This is a genomic window from Nocardia sp. GCM10030253, from assembly GCF_042675075.1.
GTDB lineage: Bacteria > Actinomycetota > Actinomycetes > Mycobacteriales > Mycobacteriaceae > Nocardia.
In genome coordinates this window covers 232,833-257,846 of sequence record NZ_JBHTDL010000006.1, presented here as the reverse complement: position 1 = coordinate 257,846, position 25,014 = coordinate 232,833, and the positions used below count along the sequence as shown (strand labels likewise).

The window sequence follows — 25,014 nt, the reverse complement described above, 5'->3', positions numbered from 1 at the left end:
CGGGACTGTCGACGGACTCTGTCCGGCCGCGCCTATCGGGTGCCGCCGGAATCGGACCGTAAAGAAACCGGAAGGTGCGCGGGCCAGAGTTGGTGACAACGCAGAACACCGACCACCGAAGGAACCGACATGAAACTCGTCACCGCATTCGTCGCTGCTGCCCTCGCCGCCGCCGCGCTGCTGTCGGGCTGCTCAGCTGCCGATGACAAGAAGGCCCCCGCCGCCGCGTCGCCCGGCGCTTACGCCGACGTGAACGGCCTGCACATGTACTACGAGGTGCACGGCACCCCGACCGAGCAGCCGCCGCTGGTGTTGCTGCACGGCGCGCTGTCGGGCATCGGCACCGACTTCGGTGAGCTGATCCCGGAACTGTCCAAGACTCGTCAGGTGATCGCCGTCGAGCAGCAGGCTCACGGCCGCACCACCGACATCGACCGCCCCCTGCGCACCCCGCAGATGGCCGAAGACACGGTGGCGCTGCTGCAGCAGCTCGGCGTGCGCCGCGCGGATGTCCTCGGCTACAGCATGGGCGCCGGTGTCGCCCTGGAGATTACGCTGAAGCATCCCGAACTGGTGCGCAAGCAGATCCTGGCCGCGGGCGGACTCGATGCCGGCGCCATGCACCCGGGTCTGCTGGAGGGCCTGGCCGATCTGCAGCCCGAAATGCTGCACGGTTCGCCCTTCCACAACGACTACCTGAAGAACGCCCCGCGCCCCGAGGACTTCCCGAAGTTGGTCGCGCGGGTGAAGGACCACGACCAGAGCGGGATGCCCGCTTTCGCCGCGGAGGCGGTGCGCCAGATCAAAGCGCCCACACTCACGGTGATCGGCGACTCCGACATCGTCAGGCCCGAGCACGCCGTCGAACTGTTCCGGCTCTTCGGCGGCGGCATCATGGGCGACACTCCCGCGGGTCTGCCGAACGCGCAGCTGGCCATCCTGCCCGGCACCACCCACATCACTCTGGTGCACCGCCCCGACCTGTTGCTGCCGATCATCCCGGCCTTCCTCGAGGCAGCTGTCAAGGACGCCCGGTGAGCGAGCTCAGCGTTCGAACAGTGGGCACCGACGAACCGGGCACCAGCCCGGCCGTGGCGGTGCCCACCACGGGCCCGGTGCGGGTGGCGCTGATCCTCGGCAGCACCCGCATCGGCCGATTCGGGCCGACGGTGGCGGACTGGTTCGCCGGCCGGTTGCGTCGCCGCCGTGACGTGGAGCTGGACCCGATCGACCTCGCCGCCGTGAAACTGCCCGATCAGCTCACCGATCACGACCAACCGGTTCCCGCCTTGGTACGGAACCTGGGAAAGCGCTTGGCCGCCGCCGACGCCTTCGTCGTCGTCACTCCCGAATACAACCGCAGCTTCCCGGCGGCGGTGAAGAACGCCATCGACTGGTTCGACACCGAATGGGCCGCCAAACCGGTCACCGTCGTCAGCTACGGCCGAGATTCCGACGGCAGCCAGGCCGCCGCCCAGCTGCGGCAGGTGTTCGGCGAACTGAACGCCGTCCCCATTCGCCGCACCGTGGCAATCGCCAAGGTCTGGCAGCGCTTCGCCGCCGACGGCAGCTGGCCCCGCCGCGACGCCGAGCTCGACGAATCCGTCAACGGTGCGGTGGACCAACTCCTCTGGTGGGCACACGCATTGCGCGATGCCCGCGCCAGAGCACCTTTCGTGCTGTAAGAAAAACCCAACCGAACAAGGAGCAGACCATGGGAAAGATCATCGAATCCACCAATGTGTCCCTCGACGGCCTGATGGACAACATGCAGGATTGGCATTTCGAATATTTCCAAGAGGGAGCCATGGAATTCGCGGGCGCCCAGCTGAAATCGGCCGACGCTCTGTTGATGGGGCGTCAGACCTACGAGGGTTTCGCGCAGGCATGGCCGCAGCGCACCGGCGACTGGTTCTCCGACAAATTCAACGCGATGAAGAAATACGTCGTATCGAGCACCCTCACCGACCCGACGTGGAACAACACGACTGTCCTCGGCTCCGACGTCCCCGCCGAAATCGCTCGCGTCAAAGCCGAAACCGAGGGCGACATCCTGATGTACGGCCACGGCCCCGTAGCTCGTCTGCTCCTGGAACACGGCCTGCTCGATGAGGTCCGCCTCTGGATCCATCCGATCTTCGCGGGCCGCGCCGACCCCGAACACCTCATCTACCGCGACACCACCAAGACCCCGATGCGGCTGCTGGACACCAGGATTCTCGACACCGGCATCATCATCGCCACCTACGGCCCGGAAACCCCCGCCGCCTGAGCTCGGCGACCAGCGGTCCGGCGAATTCCCAGCCGCGCTATCGGGGGAGCGATACTGATGGCATGGTCGCCGTCACACGTACTCCGCGCAGCAGTTGGATCGAGCAGGGCCTGTCGGCGCTGGCGGCCGGCGGTCCGGATGCCGTTCGCATCGAGGCCCTCGCGCAGGCGCTCGGCGTCACCAAGGGTGGCTTCTACGGGCACTTCGCCGATAGGAACGCACTGCTGGCGGAAATGCTCGACACCTGGGAACGCAAGAGCACCGACGAAGTACGGGCCCAGGTCGAACGCGAGGGCGGCGACGCACAGACCAAGATCCGCCGCGCGGGCCTGCTCACCTTCTCCACCGACCGCCAGCTACCGATCGACCTCGCCGTCCGCGACTGGGCCCGACGCGACGAAGCGGTCGCCGAGCGCCTCCGCCGCGTCGACAACTACCGCATGGAATATGCACGCGAACTGTTCGGCAGCATCTGCTCGGACCCCGACGAAATCGAAGTCCGCAGCCTCCTCGTCTTCTGCCTGGCTATCGGCAACCATTTCCTCGCCGCCGACCACCCCGGCCGTACCCGTCACGAAGTAGTCGTCCGCGCCGCCGACTTCCTGTTGGAACGCCCGCGGGCTCGTTGAGCGGGTCGCCGGCCTGGCGTGTCAGAGATTTTCGTGCACGGCAATCTGCCGAAGCAATCGAGACTTGGCCTTGAATTGCACGAAAAGCGTTCTGCTCCCATGCCTCTCGCGGTACGAGACCGTTCCTTCGGGAGGTATTCTCGGATTGACGTCGACGTCGTCCAAGGAAAAATTGAACAGCCCGCGCAGGTCGCCCTGGTTTACCCGGACGTCATCTCGCACCTTCATTGCCACCAGGCTGGTCGGCTCGCCCTCGGGTGATTTGGGCCCACGATATTCGATAACGGAAAAAGGTCCGTCGTCGGGATTTCCCTCGTATTGCTGCATTGTGCTGCTCATGGATGTGCTCTCGTGCAACAAGACCGCACATGCATCCGCAACGGCCGTCGGCGTGAAGGAGCCCTGGATGCTCAATACGCGATCGACCAGCCTACGTATCTCGATCTCGAACCCGTCGGTCAAAACGTTTCCCTCCCGACTTCCTCGTCCCAGATACTTCGGTACAGGTTGACATAGTAGTCGTGGTAGTTACCCTCTCCGGTGCTCAACTCCTCGTCCCGGAAGAAGTTACGGCCGACCTCGATACGAGCCTCATCTCTGGTCAACTCACCTGCCACATGCCGGTCGTATATGTCCATGTACGGCACCGGGAACTTCCGGATCTGATCAGGCTGCAGGCCGTCATTGTCCATTATCTCGCGAAACGTCTGGTGCGTGATCAGCTCGGCCTCACCTTCCATCTTCATCATGACACCGACCCGATCGGAAACCCACTGGTCTCGTGTCATTCCCGATGTCAATGGAACGAATTCCTTCGGGTACAGGGCGTGGCCGACCTCATGAGAAAGAACTCGCGTCGAATAGACGCTGCCCCTTATCAACTCGCCATCGATAACAATGATCTTGTCGTCGAGCTCTGTGTAAATTCCGTCGCCTTCCGGACCGTATTGTATCTTCCATCCGTCACGTTGCAGCTGAGCTACTCTTGCCGAGAGTGAGGGAGACTTGGCAACCAGTGCGTCGACCTTCGCGCCCAGCCCTGTTTCGACGAGCGGCGATGGTCCGATCCCGTCTCGGTTCTCACCGGAATCTTCTACCGGCTCACCGTCATTTCTTCGCTCCGGCGCATGAACTCGAGTATCTGCGCCGTGCAATCGCCCATTCGGCGTATCGGTGGGCTCATCGACGGCATTCCGGCGGACCCTCCCTCCGCCGTCACCATCGGCAACGGGAATTACCCGGGTGCCCTTTACTCGCTCTGCCGCACCGTCGAACAATTTTGCAGTGTGGCCCGCAGCTTGGCCCAATGATTCGACCAAGTCGTTCGCCACTCGCTGGACGACAATGGCCGACTTCGAGAACTCCACCCGCACGCCCACCTCACTTCACCTCATCGCACCCGGACGCCACCCAACCCTGCTCCATCGCAGAAGAAGACACGCATCCAATCCAAAACGTACTACCCAGCGCCTCGTCGGGAAGGTCGGTGCTCCCAAGCCTGAGAACAACAGTCGCGATTGAAGACTGGAACCAAGCACGGACACCGGCACGCGAAGCGCTCGAGCGCTGGTGTCCCTGGACGCGGAGCGGCGGACCCGGTCCCCCTCATCGTTGTGGTGATCGGGTCCGCCGCATTCCGCGTCGCCTATCCGCGCGCGATGGTCTCGAAGACCTTCGGGTCGACGAGGGTCGAAGTATCGCCGAGTTCTCGGCCCTCGGCAACGTCGCGGAGCAGACGGCGCATGATCTTGCCGCTGCGGGTTTTCGGGAGTTCGGGGACGATGTGGATTTCGCGTGGGCGGGCGATCGGGCTGATCTCCCTGGACACTTCGGCTTTCAGTTCGGCGATCAGTGCCGCGCCGGTGTTGTCCGCGCCCGCGGTGAGAATGACGAACGCGACGATGGCCTGACCGGTGGTGTCGTCGGTGGCGCCGACCACCGCGGCCTCGGCGACTCCGGAGTGGCCGACGAGCGCGGATTCGACTTCGGCGGTGGAGATGCGGTGGCCGGAGACGTTCATGACGTCGTCGACGCGGCCGAGTACCCACAGGTCGCCGTCGGTGTCGAGCTTGGCGCCGTCACCGGCGAAATACCAACCGGCGTCGGCGAATCGGTCCCAGTAGGTTTCCCGGAACCGGTCCATGTCACCCCAGATGCCGCGCAACATCGACGGCCACGGCTGGTCGAGGACCAGCAAACCGGAGCGGCCGCTGTCGAGTTCGATGCCCTCGTCGTCGACGATCTTGGCGGAGATGCCGGGCAGCGGCGCCATCGCAGCGCCCGGCTTGGTCGCCGTGACGCCGGGCAGTGGAGAGATCATGATGGCGCCGGTCTCGGTCTGCCACCAGGTATCCACGATCGGAGTTCGGTTGCCGCCGATGACATCCCGATACCACCGCCACGCCTCCGGGTTGATCGGCTCGCCCACCGAGCCGAGCAGCCGCAGCGAGGAGAGGTCGTGCGCATCGGGGATCTCCCTTCCCCATTTCATGAATGTCCGCACCAGGGTTGGCGCGGTGTAATAGATGGTGACGCCGTACTTTTCGATGATCTCGAAGTGCCGGTGTTCGTCGGGGGAGTTGGGTGTGCCCTCGTAGACGACCTGCGTCGCCCGGTTCGCGAGCGGGCCGTAGACGATGTAGCTGTGTCCGGTGACCCAGCCGATGTCGGCGGTGCACCAGTAGACGTCCTGTCCGGCTTTGTGGTCGAAGACGTTGTGGTGGGTATAGGCGGCCTGGGTCAGGTAGCCGCCGGAGGTGTGCAGGATTCCCTTGGGCTTTCCGGTGGTGCCGGAGGTGTAGAGGATGAACAGCGGGTGTTCGGCGTCGAAGCCCTGCGCCCGATGGTCCGGAGAGGCATCGGTGACCGTGTCGTGCCACCACAGGTCACGGCCTTCGGTCCACGGTACGTCGATATTGGTGCGGCGCACCACCAGTACGTGCTCGACGGTCGACGCCGCGCCGCCGAGTGCCTCGTCCACCGCGGCCTTGAGCGGCGCGGCCGCACCGCGCCGCCACTGGCCGTCGGTGGTGATCACCAGCCGCGCCTCGGCGTCGTCCACCCGCTGCCGTAGGGCGATCGGGGAGAACCCCGCGAACACGACCGAGTGGGTGAGACCGAGGCGGGCACACGCCAACATCGAGACGATGGCCTCCGGCACCATCGGCATGTAGATGGCGACCCGGTCGCCCGCCCGCATCCCGAGCTCGGTGAGATAGTTCGCCGCCCTGGACACTTCGGCGAGCAGCTCGCTGTAGGTGATGTCCCGGGAGTCGCCGGGCTCGCCTTCCCAGTGGATCGCGACCTGATCGCCGTGGCCGTCGACCACGTGCCGGTCCACGCAGTTGTAGGCGACATTCAGTGTGCCGTCGACGAACCACTTCGCGACCGGTGCATCGCTCCAATCGAGGACCTGCGTCCACGGCTGATCCCAGTGCAACCGCCGAGCCTGCTCGGCCCAGAACCCGAGCCGATCGGCCGCGGCCCGGTCGTACATGGCCGCACCGGCATTAGCGGTCGCGGTGAACGCCGCATCCGGCGGGTAGGTCGCCGGTGTGGCACCGGGCGCACTGTCGACGCCGGTAGTGTCGAGGTCGGTGGTTGCGCTGGTCAACGTAATTCTCCTATCGAAACAGCAAGTGGCGCAGTCTCATCCACGTGGGGATGGCGGGATGGCAAGGCTCAGTGCACGACTGCCTTCTCCGCGCCGACGCCGGTGAGCGAGCGGACCTCCATCTCCGAGGCCTTGGCCGGGTTTTCCTGCTTGCGGCCGCCGAGGAAGGTGCCGAGCGCGCCGAGCGCGAAGGCCAGTGGGATGGAGACGATTCCCGGATTCGACAGCGGGAACCAGTCGAAGTCGGACCCCGGGATCATCGCGCTCTTCGTGCCGGACACCGCCGGGGAGAACACGATCAACACGATCGTGGAGATCAGGCCGCCATACATGCTGAACAGCGCTCCCGTGGTGTTGAACCGTTTCCAGAACAGCGAGAACACGATGGTCGGCAGGTTCGCCGCGGCGGCGACCGCGAAGGCGAGTGCCACCAGGAACGCGACATTCTGGCCGTTGGCGAGGATGCCGAGCCCGATGGCGAGCACACCGATGATCACCGCGGTGATCCTGGAGACCCGGACCTGCTTGTCCTCGTCGACCTGGCCTTTCTTGATCACGCTCGCGTAGATGTCATGCGCGAACGACGCCGAGGCGGTGATGGTCAGTCCGGCGACGACCGCGAGAATGGTGGCGAAGGCGACCGCCGAGATAATGCCGAGCAGCACAACGCCACCCAGTTCGAACGCAAGCAGCGGCGCCGCGGAGTTCTGCCCACCGGCCGCGGCCAGGATGCGGTCGGGGCCTACGATCGCGGCCGCGCCGTAGCCGAGCACCAGGGTGAACAGGTAGAACGCGCCGATCAGGCCGATCGCCCAGACCACCGAGCGCCGAGCCTCTTTCGCGGTGGGCACCGTGTAGAAGCGCATCAGCACATGTGGCAGCCCGGCGGTGCCGAGCACCAGCGCCAGGCCGAGGGAGACGAAGTTCAGCTTGGAGGTCGAGCTGCCACCGTACTGGGCGCCAGGGGCAAGCACGTCACGCGCGGCCACGCCCTTGTTTGCCGAGCCGGACACCGCGTCCTGGGCCGAGCCGAGGATGTCGGAGAAGTTGAAGCCGAACTTGGCGAACACCATGACCGTCATCAGCGCGGCGCCGGTGATCAGCAGCGCGGCCTTGATGATCTGCACCCATGTGGTGCCCTTCATACCGCCGACCAGCACATACACGATCATCAGCAGGCCGACGACGGCGATCACGATGGACTGCCCGGTCTTGTCGGAGATGTCGAGCAGCAGCGCGACCAGACCACCAGCGCCCGCCATCTGCGCCAGCAGATAGAACAGTGAGACGGCCAGCGTGGTCAGCGCGGCGGCGGTGCGGACGGGGCCTTCCTGCAACCGGAAGCTGAGCACATCCGCCATGGTGAATTTGCCGGTGTTCCTGAGCATTTCGGCGACGAGCAGCAGCGCGACCAGCCAGGCGACCAGGAACCCGATGGAGTAGAGGAACCCGTCGTAGCCGTATACCGCGATCGCGCCCGCGATGCCGAGAAAACTTGCCGCGGAAAGGTAGTCGCCCGCGATGGCGACGCCGTTCTGTGGACCGGAGAAACCACGTCCGCCGGTGAAGTAATCGGCGGCGGTGCGGTTGTTGCGACTGGCCCGGATCACCACGACCATGGTGATCACCACGAAGATGCCGAAGATGGCGATGTTCGCGGCCGGATTGCCGACGGTCCCGGCGGCCAGGAATTGCGTGTCAGCGAAGGCGGTCATGCCTGGCCTCCCTCGAGATAGTGACGAATAGCGGCCGCGCGCGGGTCGAGTTCGCGGTTGGCGAACCGGACATAGACCGCGGTGATGGCGAAGGTGGAGACGAATTGCGCCAGGCCGAGCAGCAAGCCGAGGTTGATGTTCCCGAAGACCTCGGTGGCCATGAACTCGTGCGCGTACGCGCCGAGCAACACGTAGCTCAGGTACCAGACCAGGAATAGTGCGGTCATCGGGAACACAAAGCGGCGCAACCGGCTTCGCAGCTCCTGGAATTGAGGACTCGCTTGCACGGCGGCGAAGTCTTCGGCGCTCGGCGTGCGCGGCGGCGCGGCGGCATCCGAGCGCCGAGGCTCGGTGCTCTCGCCGTCGAGGTCGATACTGGTCATCAGGAGTCCTAGCGTGTGACGTGGCTTACTGCGCAGACCGTAGCCAGGTCGGCGTGAGGGAATCATGATGTGGCGCAGGTCACTCTGTAAAGGTGCCCGATTGTGCGGTGAACGGTCGGCTCGACGCGACGAACGGTCGGCGGCGAAGGAGCCGAGATCGGGTCGCTCGGCCCGGTGGCGGCCTCAGCTCGAGCGAAGGACGCGCTCCCGATCGGCACCCATGCCGAGCCTTTCCGGCGCGTGCAGGCGCACGAAGATCCGGCCGACCGTCCGTGCGCTCTGACCTCGCGTCACCTTGCTGACCAGGATCATCGATGCGAATGCCAGGGGGACGCTGATCGCCGCCGGATAGCCGAGTACCGCGGCGGGCCAGCCGCCGGCGACGTCGTCGGAGACGCCGCCGAGCACCGAGACCACCGTCGCGCCGCCCGCCGCGAGACCGCCGGTGATCAGCCCGGTAGCGGCGCCGAAAGCGGTCAGACCGCGCCACCAAATGCCGAGGGCCAGCAGCGGACAGAGCGTCGACGCCGCGACCGAGAAGGCGAGCCCCACTGTGCGGGACAGATCGAGCGAGGCGACCGTGAGTGAAAGACCGAGAGGCACGGCACCGGCGAACAGTGCCGCTGCCCGGAAATCGCGAATGCGCCCGCGCAGCATGTCCGTACTGAGCACACCCGCGATGCTGACAAGCAGACCCGACGAGGTGGACAGGAACGCGGCGATCGCGCCCGCGGCCGCCAGCGCCGCGAGCAGTTGTCCAGGCAGACCGGCGAGCACCGATCCGGGCAGCAGCACTACCGCGGCATCGGAGGTGCCGGTGATCAGCAGCTGCGGCACATAGAGTCGCGCGAAAACCCCGAGCAGCACCGGGAACAGATAGAACACGCCGACCAGACCGATCACCGCCAGCGCGGTGGTCCGCGCGGCACGGCCGTCCGGGTTGGTATAGAAGCGCACCAGCACATGCGGCAACCCCATGGTGCCGAGGAAGGTAGCGACGATCAGGGAGAACACCTGGTAGGTCGGATGCGATCCGCCGAACCCGCCGCCCGGCAGCAGCCAGGCCGCGCCGTCCGCGGGCGCACCGGCCACCACTGGTACCGCGGAGCCCGCTTCGAGGACCAGTTGGGTGCCAGCGGCCAGCTCGTGTTCGCCGGGTGTCAGCAGCACCGATCCGGTGACCGTGCGTTCGTCGAGGGTGCCGTTGATCGAAACCTGTTGTGGCGCGGCAACCTGGACCACCACATCGGTGCTCACATCGACCGTCGTCCGCTCGGTGACGGTCGGGGGAGCGGGTGCGGCGAGCTCGCGATCATCGGCGAGGAAATGCCCGAGCAGCACCAGTGCGGGTATCGCCACCGCGGTCAGCTTGAGCCAGTACTGGAAGGCCTGCACCAGCGTGATGGACCGCATCCCGCCGCCTGCCACATTCGCGATCACGATGGCGCCCACCGCCACCGCGCCGACCCAATCCGGTACACCCAACAGGATCCGCAGCGTCAACCCGGCGCCTTGGAACTGCGGAATCATGTACACCCCGCACACCAGCACCACCACGACGGCCGCCAACCTGCGCAGCCGCACCGACCCGAGCCGGAACTCCGCGAAGTCGGGCACCGTATAGGCCCCCGACCGCCGCAGCGGCGCGGCGACGAACAGCAGCAGCCCCAAATACCCGGCGGTGAACCCGACCGGATACCAGAGCGCGTCGGCGCCGTACTTGGCGATCAGCCCGGCAACGCCGAGAAATGAAGCGGCGGAAAGATACTCGCCGGAAATCGCGGCGGCGTTCCAGCGTGGCCCTACGCTGCGCGAGGCGACAAGGAAATCCGACGTGGTGCGCGCCAGTCGCACGCCGTACACACCGATGGCGACGGTGGCGAGCGCCGCGAGCAGCAGAGCGGCGATCGTCAGCGCGGGCGCCGTCCCGGTGCTCATCGCAGTCCTCGGCTGTCTCGACGCATGGGATCGGCTACCGCAGAGGTGTTCACTTCACTCGTCCGCCAACTCGAGGAAGTCCTGTTCGTTGCGTTCGGCCAGGTGAACGTACAGGCGTCCGACGACATACAGCAGGGGATAGACGGCGACACCGAGCACCAGCCACGGCAGTCGGACGCCGAAGACCTCGAACGAGCCGACCGCCCCGATCCGGAAGAGCAGCGGCAGTGAACACAGCACGAGAACCGTGACGAGACCCACTCGTAGTGCGAGGCCGAGCTGGGCGCGAATCAGCCCGCCGATCATCGCCTCGCCGATCTCGGTCTGCTCGGCCACCTCGACGCGGGTGCGGACTCGCCGCGCGCCACGACGCTCGGCGAGCACCACGCGCTGGCGGGTCGGGCGCTGCTGGGGTCCGGTCACGGGTGGTTCCACTGCTGCCGTGGGCCGTGCACAAGACGCTGTTTCAGCTCTCGGACCTGTCGGCGACTGACCGGCAGTTCCACCGGCGCGGCATGCCCATCGGCGCGCAGGCACACCACCGTGCCGGTGCCCACCGTGCGCAGTCCGGTCACCAACCGCAGCGCCACCAGATAGGACCGGTGCACTCGCAGGAATCCCGCGTTCTCCCAGCGAGATTCGAGAGCCGACAACGGTATCCGCACCAGATGCGACCCCGCGCTGGTGTGCAGCCGTGCGTAGTCCCCGTCCGCCTCCACCCAACTCACGCTCGAACGGTTCACCAACGTGGTGACTCCGCCCAGCTCGACGGGTATGACCTCGTTCGGGTCGGCGCGCGGGTCCGCGGCGGCGGGTGCCGGGGTGCTGCGTGCGGCCGCGAGCCGCCGCACCGCCTCGGCCAATCGTGCTTCCCGCAGTGGCTTCAGCAGATAGTCGACCGCGCCGAGGTCGAACGCCGCCACCGCCCGATCGTCGTGGGCCGTCACGAACACCACGGCGGGCGGGCTCGCGAACTCCGACAGGATCCCCGCCAGCTCCATCCCGTCCAGCCCGGGCATATTGATGTCCAGGAACACCGCGTCGATGGGATGGGCGCGCATCAGCCGTAGCGCGGTGGTCGTATCGCTCGCGCTGTGGATCTCGCCGACACCCGATTGCGCGCGCAGCAAATACACCAGCTCGTCCAGAGCCGGTTTTTCGTCGTCCACGGCAAGCACGCGTAGCGCTCCAGCGGACTGGTCAGTGGTCCGAGTCACAACCGGTCCATCGTAAGCGCTGGCTTCGGAGCATCGGATCGGGTCGACCTCTCAGGCTTGGATGCCCGCACGGAACTTGGGGACCCGCAGGCTCACCTTGGTGCCCGCGCCCGGCGCGGTTTCCACGATCAGGCCGTAGTCGTTGCCGAAGGCGGCGCGCAGCCGGTCGTCGACATTGGCCAGGCCCACGTGGGCGGATTCACCGGAAGCCGCTGGGCCGGTGCCGGTTTCGATCGCATCGAGGGCGCCGGAGCGAAGTACATCCGGATCCATCCCGATGCCGTCGTCCTCGACGCTGATGACACAGTCGGTTCCCGCATCGATGGCGACAATGCTCACCGTGCCGCCTTTGGTCGCCCCCGCCAAGCCGTGCCGGACGGCATTCTCCACCAGCGGTTGCAGGGCGAGGAAGGGCAACACGACCCCGAGCACCTCCGGCGCGATCTGCAGTCGCACCTCGAGGGCGTCGCCGAAGCGGGCGCGTTCGAGGGCGAGATAGCGCTCGATATTGCGCAGTTCGTCCGCGAGCACCGTGAATTCGCCTGCGGCGCGGAAGGAATAGCGGGTGAAGTCCGCGAATTCGAGGATCAGTTCCCGCGCCCGGTCCGGGTCGGTGCGGACGAACGACGCCACGGTATTGAGTGCGTTGTAGATGAAGTGCGGGCTGATCTGGGCGCGCAGCGCGCGCACCTCGGCCCGGTCGAGGCGGGCCCTCGAGGCATCGAGTTCCGCCAGTTCGAGCTGGCCGCAGGCATACCGTGCCACCTCGGCCACCGCGCCGAGCCGACCCGGCCCCGGCTGCCCGGTGGTCACCACACCCAACGCTCCGGCAACTCCGGAGTTTTCGATCAGCAACGGCTGGGCGATCAATGTGCGCCCCGCGTGCTCGACGCGGCCCGGCCCCGACACCAGGACCGGCCGTTCGGTCGCCATGGCGCGCCGCGCGGCATCGGCGAAATGCACGGCGAGATCGGAGTGCGGGCCGTCCCAGGCGAGCAAGGTGCCCTCCGGATCGGCGACACCCAGCGCCTCGGCTCCGGTGAGGGCGCGCAGATGCGGCGCCGATTCCTGCGCGGACTGATCGGTCAAGCCCTGCCGCAACGGGCGCGCGGCCAGCGACGCGATATGTAACGCGGTGTACACCGCGCGCTCTGCCGGTGTGGTCACGCTCCGACGGGTCCGCGACCACACCAGCAGCGCACCGACAAGCAGCGCCACCGAGGCGACAACGGCTACCACCGCCGTCGTCAATGCGTACCCGTCGAATGGTGGTGTCGCTGCCACGTCATCGCCCGATTATGCCGATGCCACCACCCGGTCGGTGGTGGCAGCGCCGAAGAACCGGCTACGGCTGATACTGAGTAACCGTGAATTCACGCGTTCCGGGTTCGGGCACGTGCACGGCGCCGATGGTCACGGTGCTGGTGAAGTTGCCGATGCCGGGTTGGAAGATTGCGGCGGGGCCGCTGTTGCTCCAGTACCCGGGGCCGTTCGCGGTCACTTTGAACGACCCCGTCGCGCCGTCGGCGAGATTGCGCCAGTTCAGTGTGACCGGCAGCGTGCACGGTCCGATGCCGAACATGGTCGTATTCACGGTGAATCCCGCGCTCGACGGATAGGCGTCACCGTTGACAGACGTCTCGACCTGCGCGAAACAGGCGCCCTGGGTGAGCGAGTAGACGGTCGCGAACTTGCCTTCCGCGGTGGCGGGTGCGGCTGTGGCCAGTAGCGCCACGGCAGCCACGGGTGTTGCGGACAGGACGAACAGAGATCTGGCTGTATTCATCAGCACCCCTGCAGAGTTGGGTCGGTTCCTTGGTTGTGCGGTCACGCCCGCACGTTCATCCCGATAAACGTTGCCACGAGTACCGCCTCGGTGGCCGAGATTCCGTCGATCCGGCAGCGATGCGCAAGCGCGACCGGACTCGTTCGGCCGACCGGCCCGCGGGGAACTGTTGCTGCCGATCGGTGCCGTCGATGTGAAGATCCCGCCCGCGACAATGGTTGGTCCGGCTCGAAATTCGTCTGGCGGAGGAAACAAGACCGCGGCCATCGCGTAGTGTCGACCGTTCCGCGCTAGACGTCATTCGCGGAAAATTGGACAGCTCCATGGCGACTCACCAGACGCGCCGGTGATCTTCGACACCGACACGCCGGGCCCTCCTGGGACGTCTCATTGCGGCGTGCGCGCCTCGAAAAACTTGTCGTACCGACGTGCCTAGAATCGCTAGGCCAACCCCCGTCGAGACCTTGGGAGGAAGGACCGTCTTGGCCGCCTCGTCCGGATCGTTCGTTCACCTGCACAACCACACCGAGTACTCCATGCTCGACGGTGCGGCGAAGATTTCGCCCCTGTTCGCCGAGGCGAAACGGCTGGGGATGAACGCGGTCGGGATGACCGACCACGGCAATATGTACGGCGCCTCCGAGTTCTACAACTCGGCCAAGAAGGCGGGCATCAAACCGATCATCGGCATCGAGGCCTACATCGCGCCCGCCTCGCGGTTCGACACCAAGCGCATCCAGTGGGGTGATCCGAGCCAGAAGGGCGACGACGTCTCCGGCTCCGGCGCCTACACGCACATGACCATGGTCGCGGAGACCGCGACCGGGCTGCGCAACCTGTTCAAGCTGTCGTCGCTGGCGTCGCTCGAGGGTCAGCTCGGCAAGTGGGCGCGGATGGACGAGGAGATCATCGCCCAGTACGCCGAGGGCATCATCGCGACCACCGGCTGCCCGTCGGGCGAGGTGCAGACGCGGTTGCGTCTCGGCCATGACCGTGAGGCGCTGGAGGCGGCGGCCAAGTGGCAGGAGATCTTCGGCAAGGAGAACTTCTTCCTGGAGATCATGGACCACGGGCTGTCCATCGAACGCCGGGTCCGCGAGGGACTCATCGAGATCGGCAAGAAGCTCGGCATTCCGCCGATCGCGACCAACGACTGCCATTACGTCACCAAGGATCAGTCGACCAATCACGAAGCGCTGCTGTGCATTCAGACCGGCAAGACGCTCAGCGACCCGACCCGCTTCAAATTCGACGGTGACGGTTACTACCTCAAGTCCGCCGAGGAGATGCGCGCGATCTGGGACGCCGAAGTGCCCGGCGCCTGCGACAACACCGTGGCCATCGGTGAGCGCGTGCAGCCATACGACGACGTGTGGGAGTTCCGCGACCGGATGCCGGTGTTCCCGGTGCCCGAGGGCGACGACCAGAACTCCTTCCTCCGCAAGGAGGTCGACCGCGGTCTCGCGCGCCGCTTCCCGGACGGTGTGCCCGACGAGTACTACACCCGGGCCTACTTCGAGCTCGACGTCATCAAGCAGAAGGGCTTCCCCGCCTACTTCCTCGTCGTCGGTGACCTCGTCACGCACGCCAAGGAGGTCGGCATCCGCGTCGGCCCCGGCCGTGGTTCGGCCGCCGGTTCGCTGGTCGCCTACGCGCTCGGCATCACCAATATCGACCCGATTCCCTACGGCCTGCTGTTCGAGCGGTTCCTCAACCCGGAGCGTCCGTCCGCGCCCGATATCGATATCGACTTCGACGATCGCCGCCGCGGTGAAATGGTCCGCTACGCGACCGAGAAGTGGGGCACCGACCGGGTCGCCCAGGTCATCACCTTCGGCACCATCAAGACCAAGGCCGCCATCAAGGACTCCGCGCGAGTGCTGTTCGGCCAGCCCGGTTTCGCCATCGCCGACCAGATCACCAAGGCGCTGCCGCCGCCGATCATGGCCAAGGACATCTCGGTGTCCGGCATCACCGACCCCGATCACGAGCGCTTCAAGGAAGCCGCCGAGGTCCGTGAGCTGATCGCGAACAACCCGGATGTCGCGAAGATCTACGAGACCGCGCGTGGCCTGGAGGGCCTGATCCGCAACGCGGGCGTGCACGCCTGCGCGGTCATCATGTCCTCGGAGCCGCTGACCGACGCCATCCCGGTCTGGAAGCGGGCCCAGGACGGCGCCATCATCACCGGCTGGGACTATCCGTCCTGTGAGGCCATCGGCCTGCTGAAGATGGACTTCCTCGGGCTGCGCAACCTCACCGTCATCGGTGACGCGATGGACAACATCAAGGCCAACCGCGGCATCGATCTCGACCTGGACCATCTGCCGCTCGACGACCCCGCCACCTACGAATTGCTGTCCCGCGGTGACACTCTCGGCGTCTTCCAGCTCGATGGTGGTCCCATGCGCGACCTGCTGCGCCGCATGCAGCCGACCGGCTTCAACGACATCGTCGCGGTGCTCGCGCTGTATCGCCCCGGCCCGATGGGCATGAACGCGCACAACGACTACGCCGACCGCAAGAACGGTCGTCAGCCGATCAGTCCGATTCATCCGGAGCTCGAGGAACCGCTGAAGGACATCCTCTCGGAGACCTACGGTCTGATCGTCTACCAAGAGCAGATCATGTTCATCGCGCAGAAGGTTGCCTCCTACTCGATGGGCAAGGCCGACGCGCTGCGTAAGGCCATGGGTAAGAAGAAGCTCGAGGTCCTGGAAGCCGAATATAAGGGCTTCCACGAGGGCATGACCGCCAACGGGTTCTCCGAGGCCGCGGTGAAAGCCCTGTGGGACACCATCCTTCCGTTCGCCGGGTACGCGTTCAACAAATCGCACGCCGCCGGATACGGCCTCGTTTCGTTCTGGACCGCCTACCTCAAGGCCAACTATCCGGGCGAATACATGGCAGGCCTGCTCACCAGTGTCGGCGACGACAAGGACAAGGCCGCGGTCTACCTGTCGGACTGCCGTCGCCTCGGCATCACCGTGCTGCCGCCGGACGTCAACGAGTCCGAACTGAACTTCGCCTCGGTCGGCACCGATATCCGATTCGGCCTCGGCGCGGTGCGCAATGTCGGCGCCAACGTGGTTTCCTCGATCATCGCCGCGCGCAAGGAGAAGTCGAAGTTCACCGACTTCTCCGACTATCTGAACAAGATCGACGCGGTCGCCTGCACCAAGAAAGTCACCGAATCCCTCATCAAGGCAGGCGGATTCGACTCGCTCGGGCATCCGCGCAAGGGTCTGCTGCTCATCCACTCCGACGCCATCGACGCGGTGATGTCCACCAAGAAGGCCGAGGCGATCGGGCAATTCGATCTCTTCGGCGGGATGGACGACGGCGACGATTCGATGGCGTCGGTGTTCAACGTTAAGGTGCCGGAGGACGAGTGGGAGACCAAGCACAAGCTCGCGCTGGAGCGCGAGATGCTCGGACTGTACGTGTCCGGGCATCCGCTCAACGGCGTCGAGCATGTCCTTGCCGCGCAGGCGGATACCCAGATCCCCGCCATCCTCGAGGGTGATGTCAAGGACGGCGCCCAGGTGACAATCGGCGGCATTCTCGCCTCGGTCAACCGTCGGATCAACAAGAACGGTCTGGCCTGGGCTTCGGCGCAGTTGGAAGACCTGACCGGTGGCATCGAGGTGCTGTTCTTCCCGCAGTCGTACTCGGTCTACGGCATGGACGTCGTCGAGGACGCGGTCGTGCTGGTGAAGGCCAGGGTCTCGGTCCGCGACGACCGAATCTCGTTGATCGCCAACGACCTCGCCGTTCCCGACCTTTCCTCGATCGGCGTAGCCAAGCCGCTCGCGGTGATCCTGCCGACCAGGTTGTGCACCCCCGACAAGGTGAGTGCCCTCAAGCGAGTCCTGACCAGCCACCCCGGCACCGCCGACGTCCATCTGCGGCTGGTCGGCGCCCGCGACAAGACCACCCTCTTGAAACTCGATGACAGCCTGCGTGTCTCGCCGTCGTCGGCACTGATGGGCGATCTGAAGGCGCTGCTCGGGCCCGGCTGCCTGGCCAGCTGACTTACCTTCGGTGAGAGAGTTCGGCGAGCGGCTGGGGCGCGGGTGCCGGAACGGTGGGCCCGCGCTGTAGGCGGTGCGCCCATGCGACGGTGGCGAGCATGGCGATGCCCATGACCGCGCCGATCCAGCCGACCGATGCGTAGCCGAGGCCTGCACCGATGGCGATGCCGCCGAGCCAGGGGCCAAGAGTGATCCCGACGTTGAAGGCGGAGTAGTTGGTGGCGGTTGCGAGGGTGGGGGCGGCGCCCGCCAGCGCGAAGACGCGGGTGTTGAGGGCGGGGTTGGTGGCGAAACCGAAGGCGCCCAAGAGGAATACGAGGACTATCGCCGGGGCGGGTAGATCCGCGGTCAGTGCCAGGCCGGCGGCGATGATGGTCATGCCCGCCGCGCCTACATAGAGCGTGCGGAAGGGGTGGGCGTCGGAGGTTCGGCCGCCGATGCTGATGCCGACGAGGCTGCCGAGGCCGTAGAGCCCGAGCACCGCGGGCACCCACGCCTCGGAGATGCCGGTGGTGTCCGCGAGCATGGCGCCGAGGTAGGCGAAGGTCACGAAGATCGAGCCGGTGGAGAGCGCGGTGGTGCCGTAGGACAGCCACAGCCGCGGGTTGGCCATGGTGCGCAGTTCATCGCGCAGCCGCGGGATCTCGGTCGGCCGTCCGCCGGGGATCTTCGCGAGTACGCCGATCGCCGAGAGCGCCGACAGCGCGGCGACCACCCAGAAGGCCGCGCGCCAGCCGAAGTGCTGGCCGACCACGGTGCCCGCGGGCAGCCCGATGATGGTGGCGATGGTGAGCCCGCCCGCGACAATGCTCATCGCCTTGCCGCGCGCGTTCTGTGGCACCAGGCTCACCGCGGCGGTCGCCGCGAGCGCCCAGAACCCCGCGTAGACGAAAGCACTCACCACCCTGGTCGCGAACAGCACCCAATAGTCCGACGTCAGCGCACCGGCGACGTGCGCGGCGATGAAGAGGGCGACGAAGCCGAGCAGCGAATCCCGGCGTGGCCAGCGCAGCGTGACCACCGCGAGCACCGGTGCGCCCACCAGCATGCCGAGCGCGAACGCCGAAATCAGCAGTCCCGCTTGCGGAATGGACACCCCCAGATCAGTGGCCATTTCGGGCAGCAGTCCCGCGATCATCAGCTCCGAGGTGCCCTGGGCGAAGATGGACAACCCCAGGACATAGATGGCTAACGGCATCGGGTACCTCTCTAGTTTTGGATTGATCGGTTCAAAATGAACTCGAAAGAAAAGGCGGCGCAATGCCGCCTCGTGGGTCCTACAGTGCGCTCAGTGCGGTGGTGGCAATGGCCGTCAGCGCATCCCGTCCCGCTCCGCCGCGTGCCGCCACGCGCATCCCGGCGATGGTGGCATTCACGAAATGGGCGAGATCGCGCGCATCCCTACCTCGCTCGATGTCACCAGCGCGCTGGCCGCTTTCGATGGCGGCCGTCAGTGCGGCCAGTCGCTGCTCCTGATCGGTGCGCAGCGTCGCGGCCACTGCTGGATCGCGTGGTGCCAGCTCGACGGTCGAATTGACGACAAGGCAGCCGGTCGGCTCATCCTCTGGTGCATCGATCACCTGCCACAGCAGCGCCTGAATCTTGGCCTTGGCCGACTCGTCGGTGTCGAGCAGCTCGAAAATGGTGGCGTTCTTGGTGGTCATGTACCGCCGCAGCGCTCGATCGAACAGATCGTGCTTGCTGGTGAAGGTGTTGTAGATGCTGCTGCGCCCGAGTCCTGTTGCATCGCACAGGTCTTGGGTGGAGGTGCCTTCATATCCCGCTGCCCAGAACGCGCGCATCGCCGCGTCTACTGCCCGCTGCTCGTCGAATCGTCTCGGTCGTGCCATGTGGTCAACGCTAACACATTCTGTACAGATCGTTCCAATATGTGCGCAGTGGCTGCGACCGGGTGGATAGCGCTGCCACGTATCGACTGTCCGGATCGTCTCGGATCGCTAGGGCGATACCGCGACACCGAGGGAGAGGGCGGTGAAAAACTTGGGGCCGCCCTCATAGAAGACATCGATGTCGCGAATCTCGAAGCCGGCGGCCTCCACCAGGCCGCGGATATCGCGGTTGAGGTGGCAGCCGCCCGCGATGGCCTTCTCGATCGGGTTGAGCCGGTGCTGCCAGACCTGCACCTTCGGATCCGGCGCCAGGCCGTGCTCGACGAAGTGCAGGGTGCCGCCGGGGATGAGCACCCTGCGCACTTCGGCCAGCGCGGCCGCGATATCCGGGATGGTGCACATCGTCCACGTCGAGAGGGCGGCGTCGAAGGAGTTATCGGAGAAGGGGAGCGATTGGCCGTCGAGCCCGGCGCGTTCGATCGGTACGGTCGCCTTCGCGACACGTTTGGCGGCGAGCTTCCATCCGAGGTCCGCGGGTTCGACCGCGGTGATCGACTGCACCGCCGCCGGATAGAAGGGCACATTGAGCCCGGACCCGAAGCCGATCTCCACCACCCGCCCATGCAGTCCGGCGCAGACGCGCTTGCGCTGCGGATTGTTGAACTTCGCCCCGCAGGCCACATCCACGAGCCGCGGCACGATCTGATCGTTGTAGATACCCACGCCTTCACTGTGTCAGTGCGGGCTCGGTAGCGCCAGGCGTCCGCGCCGACCAGGGATCGAGCGAGGGTCGGCGCGGCAGTGGGCTCGACAGGTGTGGGGGTGGCTGCCGTGCGATGCTGGCGCGGTGACACTGTTCGAGGTGTGGGCGCCGCGTCCGGAGCGGGTGCGGGTGGAGGTGGACGGTTCGGCTCATCCGATGACGAGGTCCGCCGATGGATGGTGGCGGGCCGAGGTGGCCTGCGCGCCGAATGCGCGCTACGGCTACCTCCTCGACGAGGATTCGACCGTCCTGCCCGATCCGCGCTCGTCCCGCCAGCCCGACGGTGTGCACGCCCGCTCGGCACTGCACGCCCTCGACCCGGCGGCATGGACGGACTCCGGCTGGACCGGACGACAGCTGTCGGGCGCGGTCTACTACGAACTGCACATCGGCACCTTCAGTCCGGCGGGGACGTTCGACGCCGCCATCGAACGCCTCGATCACCTGGTCGATCTCGGTGTCACCGTGGTCGAGCTGATGCCGGTGAACGCCTTCGACGGCACCCACAACTGGGGCTACGACGGCGTGCTCTGGTACGCGGTGGCCGAGCCCTACGGTGGGCCCGACGGCCTGCAGCGCTTCGTGAATGCCTGTCACACAAGAGGATTGGCGGTCGCGCTCGACGTCGTCTACAACCACCTCGGCCCATCGGGCAACTACCTGCCACGTTTCGCCCCTTACCTGACCGACGGTCGCAACACCTGGGGCCAGAGCCTCAACCTGGACGGGCCCGGCTCGGATCCGGTGCGCCGCTTCATCGTCGACAACGCACTGCGCTGGCTGCGCGACTTCCACATCGATGCGCTGCGGCTGGACGCGGTGCACGCACTGGTGGACCGCACCGCCACCCACCTGCTCGCCGAACTGGCCGCCGAGACCGAACGCCTCGCCGCGCACCTGGGCAGGCCGCTGACCCTGATCGCGGAGAGCGACCTCAACGACGCGACGCTGATCACCCCGCGCGCCGCGGGCGGCTACGGGCTGACGGGGCAGTGGAACGACGACCTGCACCATGCCGTGCATACCGCGGTTTCCGGTGAACGACAGGGCTACTACGCCGATTTCGGCTCGCTGGGTTGCCTCGCGCACACGCTCACACACGGGTTCTTCCATGCCGGAACCTATTCCAGCTTCCGTGGCCGCACCCACGGCCGTCCGTTCGACACGCGAGTGATACCGGCGAGCGCGCTACTGGCCTATACCTGCACCCATGACCAGATCGGCAACCGAGCGATCGGTGACCGGCCGAGCGTCAACCTCGCCGACGGTCAACTGGCAATCAAGGCCGCCCTCGTGCTGCTCTCGCCCTACACACCGATGCTGTTCATGGGCGAGGAGTGGGGCGCGAGCACACCCTTCCAGTTCTTCACCTCGCACACCGATCCGGTGATCGGCGCCGCCACCGCCACCGGCCGCAAGGCGGAATTCGCCGAGCACGGCTGGGAAAGCGGCGATGTCCCCGACCCACAGGACCCGGAAACGTTCCTGCGCTCGAAACTCGACTGGTCCCAGCTCGAGGACACACGCCATGCCCGGCTACTGGCCTGCTACCGCGAACTGATCGCGCTGCGCCGCGCGCGGGCGGAGCTCACCGACCCGTGGCTGACCCATATTTCGGTCGACTACGACGAGGACGCTCGATGGATCGTCGTGCACAGAGGGTCTTTGCGGCTGGTGTGTAACCTGTCCGCCCATCCGGTCGCCGTCCCGGTTGTCGGGACGGTGCTGCTGTCCTGGGATGAACCTGTCGAAGCTGAGTCCGGGACAGTCGTTCCCGGGCATTCGTTCGCGGTCGTGTCGGTGGGCGCGGCCGCCGAATCGGGGCGGACTCGGTAATCGCGGGCGGTATGGCCCAACCGAGCCAGAACCGAACGGTAATTGTTATCGGCACGTTGTCTGATTGCTGATCGACCGCGCTGACCTGCGACGTTCTCGTTCCGGCAGCGCTATCGGACGATCGCCCGTAGCCGGATTCCGCGCGCTGTGGACAGCCGAGACCAACTGTCCGAGACAATGTCCGTTGCCGAGTGTGACCGGCGCCATTACCGTTGAATAATGAGCAACGTGGCTTCATCCGGGGACTTCGCTCAATCCGGCGACCTCCCCGTCGGGGTGGGCGGCAGCGCCGCCGCTGAATTCGGACCGCTGGTGCGCCGTTTCGCGAAGACATTCGGAAGCCGTCGTGGCGCGGGCGCGGGGTTGGCGGTGCATCTGCACGGTGAACCCCTCGTCGAGATCTGGACCGGGAGCGCGGGGAGCGCACCGTGGACCAAGGACACCGGATCCATCATCTTCTCGGCGACCAAGGGCATCACCGCCACGGTCATCCACCGGCTGGCCGACCGCGGTTTGCTCGACTACGCGGCCCCGGTCGCCGAATACTGGCCGGAGTTCGGCGCCAACGGCAAGCGCGCCATCACCGTCCGTCAGGTGATGACCCACAGCGCGGGGCTCTCCGCGCTCAGCCCGATCGCCTCCGGCCTCGAGATACTCGATCACCAGCTGATGGAGGAGCGCCTGGCCGCCGCGAAACCCGATCACCTGCTCGGCATTCCGGCCTACCACGCGCTCACCTACGGTTGGCTGCTCGCCGGACTGGCCCGCGCGGTCACCGGCCACGGCATGGCTGACCTGTTCCGTATCGAGGTCACCGAGCCGCTCGGCATCGACAGCATTCACTTGGGTCGCCCGCCGGTCTCCGCGTCGACCAGCTATGCCGAGCTTGCAGGCACCACGCTGCGCCCGATCGGAAACCCGCTCACCGCAAAGGTATTGGGTCTCAGCTATGGCATTCCCGGAGCGCTCGGCGCTGCGGCCCGATGCCTGTTCCTGCCCGGTCTGGAAGCGATTCTGGAGGGCGAGGATCCGCCCTTCCTGCGCACCGAACTCGGTGCGGGCAACGGCGTGAGTACCGCATCGGGGCTGGCCACCATGTACGGTGCGCTTGCCAACGACGGCATGGCCGACGGCCGTCGGTATCTGTCGCCCCAGACCATCAAGGCGCTGCGCCGAATCCAGAGCTACCGTCTCGACCGCGCGCTGTTCTACGCACCGATGTTCTGGCACCTCGGCTACCACTCGCTGCCGATGCCCGGCGCCCATGCCGGCCTCGGCCATATCGGTCTCGGTGGCTCGTTCGGCTGGGCCGAGCCGCGCCTCGGGCTTTCCGTCGGCTTCGTGCACAACCGGCTTTCGGTGGGGCAGTTGACCTTCGATCAGTCCTCGGCGGCCTGGCTGCTGCCGTTGGTGGTGGCCGGTGTGCGTTCGACAAGGCGGGCCGCCGCCCTCATGGAGACCCCCGAAGCGGCATAGCGACAGGTCTGGACAAACGTGTGCCGCCCATCGGACGAAGGGCGGCACACGAGTCGGATGCGTCAGGTCAGATAGCGGTAGGCAGGGGAACCCGGTTCCAGTCGCTCGCACTGGATGGGGGAGTCCGCGATGCGTTCCTGCAGTGGCCCCAACCCCTCGGGCGCACCGAGTTCGATACCGACCAGTGCCGCGCCGGTTTCCCGGTTGTTGCGCTTGACGTATTCGAACAGGGTGATGTCGTCGTCGGGTCCGAGCACCTCGTTGAGGAAGCGGCGCAGCGCGCCCGGCTCCTGCGGAAAGTCCACCAGGAAATAGTGTTTCAGGCCGCGGTGCACCAGCGAGCGCTCGATGATCTCGCCGTAGCGGGATACGTCGTTGTTGCCACCGGAGATCAAGCACACCACCGTCGAGCCGGGCTCGACGGTGAATTCACTCAACCCCGTGACCGCGAGCGCGCCTGCGGGCTCGGCGATGATGCCTTCGTTCTGGTAGAGGTCGAGCATGGTGGTGCAGATCGCGCCCTCGTCCACCTGCATGATGCGGAAAGCGCCCGCGCCCCCGGGAGATTCGGTAGCGGTCAGTAGGGGCAGCGAGCCATGGGAGACCACCCGGCCGCCGAAGTTGGAGACCGCCGCGAAGGGCACGTCGCCGATCCGGCGGACGGCGGCGCCGTCCACGAACGGATCGATCTCCGGCAGCGTCACCGGACCGCCTGCGACCAGCGCCGCGGTCATCGAGGCCGCGCCTGCCGGTTCGACACCGAGAATGCCGGTTCGTGGTGAACGGTCGCGCAGGTAGGTGCCGACGCCTGCCAGGCACCCGCCGCCACCCACCGGCACCACCACCAGATCCGGGGAGGTGCCGAGCTGCTCGAGGATTTCGGCGGCGATGGTGCCCTGCCCGGCCGCGGTGCGCACATCGTCGAACGGCGGCACCATGGTCGCGCCGGTGCGTTCGACATCGGCGACAGCGGCCGCCGCGGCGGCATCGTAGGTTTCTCCGACGGCGATCAGCTCCACGAACTTGCCGCCGTGTACCCGGATGCGGTCGCGCTTCTGTTTAGGTGTGGTGGTCGGAACGTAGATGCGGCCGACGATTCCCATCGCCTTGCAGGCGAAGGCCACGCCCTGGGCGTGATTGCCCGCGCTGGCCGCGACCACGCCCGCGGCTTTCTCGGCCGCGGTGAGCTGGACGATCAGGTTGTAGGCGCCACGCAGCTTGTAGGAACGGACGGCCGAGAAGTCCTCGCGCTTGAGGTAGACCTGCGCGCCGGTCAGCGCCGTCAGCCTGGCGCTGAACTGCAGCGGGGTCGGCTCGATAATGTCGGCAATGCGCTTGGCGGCGGCGTCGATCTCGTCCGCGCTCAGCGCGGGCCGGGAAGCGGACAGTTCGTCGAGAACATCAAGCGGATTGGACACCCGAAATATGCTGCCACCCGTCGCGTCGGCGTGACGCGGCGGGTAGGCCTGCGGTGTTCGATTCGCCGGTGGTTCGCCCGCGCC

General features: G+C 66.5%; 21 protein-coding genes. 7 read left to right on the top strand and 14 right to left on the bottom strand.

The annotated features are described in order from the left end of the window. Positions 1-129: 129 nt before the first annotated feature. The 4 genes from ACFQZZ_RS13505 (at position 130) to ACFQZZ_RS13490 (ending at position 2,901) form a co-directional block, all read left to right on the top strand. A complete protein-coding gene (locus ACFQZZ_RS13505) occupies positions 130-1,038 on the top strand; it encodes an alpha/beta fold hydrolase (RefSeq protein WP_378679105.1) in 909 nt (302 codons plus the stop codon). Beyond that, positions 1,035-1,685 (top strand): NADPH-dependent FMN reductase, encoded by a 651-nt coding sequence (locus ACFQZZ_RS13500; protein WP_378679102.1) that lies wholly within the window; start codon positions 1,035-1,037, stop codon positions 1,683-1,685. Before ACFQZZ_RS13505 ends, ACFQZZ_RS13500 begins: the two co-directional genes overlap by 4 nt. Positions 1,686-1,714: 29 nt before the next feature. Beyond that, positions 1,715-2,272, top strand: coding sequence for a dihydrofolate reductase family protein (locus tag ACFQZZ_RS13495; protein ID WP_378679099.1), 558 nt, complete (start codon positions 1,715-1,717; stop codon positions 2,270-2,272). A gap of 62 nt (positions 2,273-2,334) precedes the next feature. Then, the gene (locus tag ACFQZZ_RS13490) at positions 2,335-2,901 is read left to right on the top strand and encodes a TetR/AcrR family transcriptional regulator (RefSeq protein ID WP_378679096.1); all 567 of its coding nucleotides are present in this window, start codon (positions 2,335-2,337) and stop codon (positions 2,899-2,901) included. 21 nt (positions 2,902-2,922) lie between these two features. On the opposite strand, the gene ACFQZZ_RS13485 is transcribed toward ACFQZZ_RS13490, so the two are convergent. From ACFQZZ_RS13485 to ACFQZZ_RS13440, 10 genes are all read right to left on the bottom strand, one after another. After that, positions 2,923-3,363, bottom strand: a complete 441-nt coding sequence (locus ACFQZZ_RS13485; protein WP_378679094.1) for a hypothetical protein — start codon at positions 3,361-3,363, stop codon at positions 2,923-2,925. Then, the gene (locus tag ACFQZZ_RS13480; protein ID WP_378679091.1) at positions 3,360-4,280 is read right to left on the bottom strand and encodes a hypothetical protein; all 921 of its coding nucleotides are present in this window, start codon (positions 4,278-4,280) and stop codon (positions 3,360-3,362) included. Before ACFQZZ_RS13480 ends, ACFQZZ_RS13485 begins: the two co-directional genes overlap by 4 nt. 266 nt (positions 4,281-4,546) lie before the next feature. Beyond that, entirely contained in the window at positions 4,547-6,514 is a 1,968-nt protein-coding gene (gene acs / locus ACFQZZ_RS13475) for an acetate--CoA ligase (protein WP_378679089.1), read from the bottom strand. 68 nt (positions 6,515-6,582) lie between these two features. Beyond that, positions 6,583-8,229, bottom strand: a complete 1,647-nt coding sequence (locus ACFQZZ_RS13470; protein WP_378679086.1) for a cation acetate symporter — start codon at positions 8,227-8,229, stop codon at positions 6,583-6,585. Continuing rightward, positions 8,226-8,612: a DUF485 domain-containing protein gene (locus ACFQZZ_RS13465; RefSeq protein WP_378679083.1), complete on the bottom strand. Its 387-nt coding sequence runs from the start codon at positions 8,610-8,612 to the stop codon at positions 8,226-8,228. Before ACFQZZ_RS13465 ends, ACFQZZ_RS13470 begins: the two co-directional genes overlap by 4 nt. Before the next feature lie 183 nt (positions 8,613-8,795). Beyond that, a complete protein-coding gene (locus tag ACFQZZ_RS13460; RefSeq protein ID WP_378679080.1) occupies positions 8,796-10,550 on the bottom strand; it encodes a cation acetate symporter in 1,755 nt (584 codons plus the stop codon). A 54-nt stretch (positions 10,551-10,604) separates the two neighbouring features. Continuing rightward, a complete protein-coding gene (locus tag ACFQZZ_RS13455; protein WP_378679078.1) occupies positions 10,605-10,973 on the bottom strand; it encodes a hypothetical protein in 369 nt (122 codons plus the stop codon). Further along, positions 10,970-11,767 (bottom strand): LytR/AlgR family response regulator transcription factor, encoded by a 798-nt coding sequence (locus ACFQZZ_RS13450; protein WP_378679076.1) that lies wholly within the window; start codon positions 11,765-11,767, stop codon positions 10,970-10,972. Before ACFQZZ_RS13450 ends, ACFQZZ_RS13455 begins: the two co-directional genes overlap by 4 nt. Before the next feature lie 51 nt (positions 11,768-11,818). Further along, positions 11,819-13,018, bottom strand: coding sequence for a histidine kinase (locus tag ACFQZZ_RS13445; RefSeq protein WP_378680504.1), 1,200 nt, complete (start codon positions 13,016-13,018; stop codon positions 11,819-11,821). A 94-nt stretch (positions 13,019-13,112) separates the two neighbouring features. After that, positions 13,113-13,553, bottom strand: coding sequence for a hypothetical protein (locus ACFQZZ_RS13440; protein ID WP_378679074.1), 441 nt, complete (start codon positions 13,551-13,553; stop codon positions 13,113-13,115). 482 nt (positions 13,554-14,035) lie between these two features. On the opposite strand from ACFQZZ_RS13440, the gene dnaE reads away from it, so the two are divergent. Then, positions 14,036-17,587, top strand: a complete 3,552-nt coding sequence (gene dnaE, locus ACFQZZ_RS13435) for a DNA polymerase III subunit alpha (protein ID WP_378679071.1) — start codon at positions 14,036-14,038, stop codon at positions 17,585-17,587. Position 17,588: 1 nt separating this feature from the next. Here the strand turns inward: dnaE and ACFQZZ_RS13430 are convergent, their stop codons facing one another. The 3 genes from ACFQZZ_RS13430 to ACFQZZ_RS13420 form a co-directional block, all read right to left on the bottom strand. Further along, positions 17,589-18,785: a Cmx/CmrA family chloramphenicol efflux MFS transporter gene (locus ACFQZZ_RS13430; protein ID WP_378679068.1), complete on the bottom strand. Its 1,197-nt coding sequence runs from the start codon at positions 18,783-18,785 to the stop codon at positions 17,589-17,591. A 79-nt stretch (positions 18,786-18,864) separates the two neighbouring features. Then, entirely contained in the window at positions 18,865-19,437 is a 573-nt protein-coding gene (locus tag ACFQZZ_RS13425) for a TetR/AcrR family transcriptional regulator (RefSeq protein ID WP_378679066.1), read from the bottom strand. Between the two features lie 108 nt (positions 19,438-19,545). Then, complete coding sequence (locus ACFQZZ_RS13420) at positions 19,546-20,160, bottom strand: class I SAM-dependent methyltransferase (protein WP_378679063.1); 615 nt, start codon at positions 20,158-20,160, stop codon at positions 19,546-19,548. 124 nt (positions 20,161-20,284) lie between these two features. Here ACFQZZ_RS13420 and treZ point away from each other — a divergent pair, with 124 nt between their 5' ends. Continuing rightward, positions 20,285-22,036: a malto-oligosyltrehalose trehalohydrolase gene (gene treZ / locus ACFQZZ_RS13415; protein WP_378679060.1), complete on the top strand. Its 1,752-nt coding sequence runs from the start codon at positions 20,285-20,287 to the stop codon at positions 22,034-22,036. A 219-nt stretch (positions 22,037-22,255) separates the two neighbouring features. Beyond that, a complete protein-coding gene (locus ACFQZZ_RS13410; protein WP_378679057.1) occupies positions 22,256-23,512 on the top strand; it encodes a serine hydrolase domain-containing protein in 1,257 nt (418 codons plus the stop codon). Positions 23,513-23,574: 62 nt separating this feature from the next. Here the strand turns inward: ACFQZZ_RS13410 and ilvA are convergent, their stop codons facing one another. After that, the gene (gene ilvA / locus ACFQZZ_RS13405; protein ID WP_378679054.1) at positions 23,575-24,930 is read right to left on the bottom strand and encodes a threonine ammonia-lyase IlvA; all 1,356 of its coding nucleotides are present in this window, start codon (positions 24,928-24,930) and stop codon (positions 23,575-23,577) included. Between the last annotated feature and the right edge of the window lie 84 nt (positions 24,931-25,014).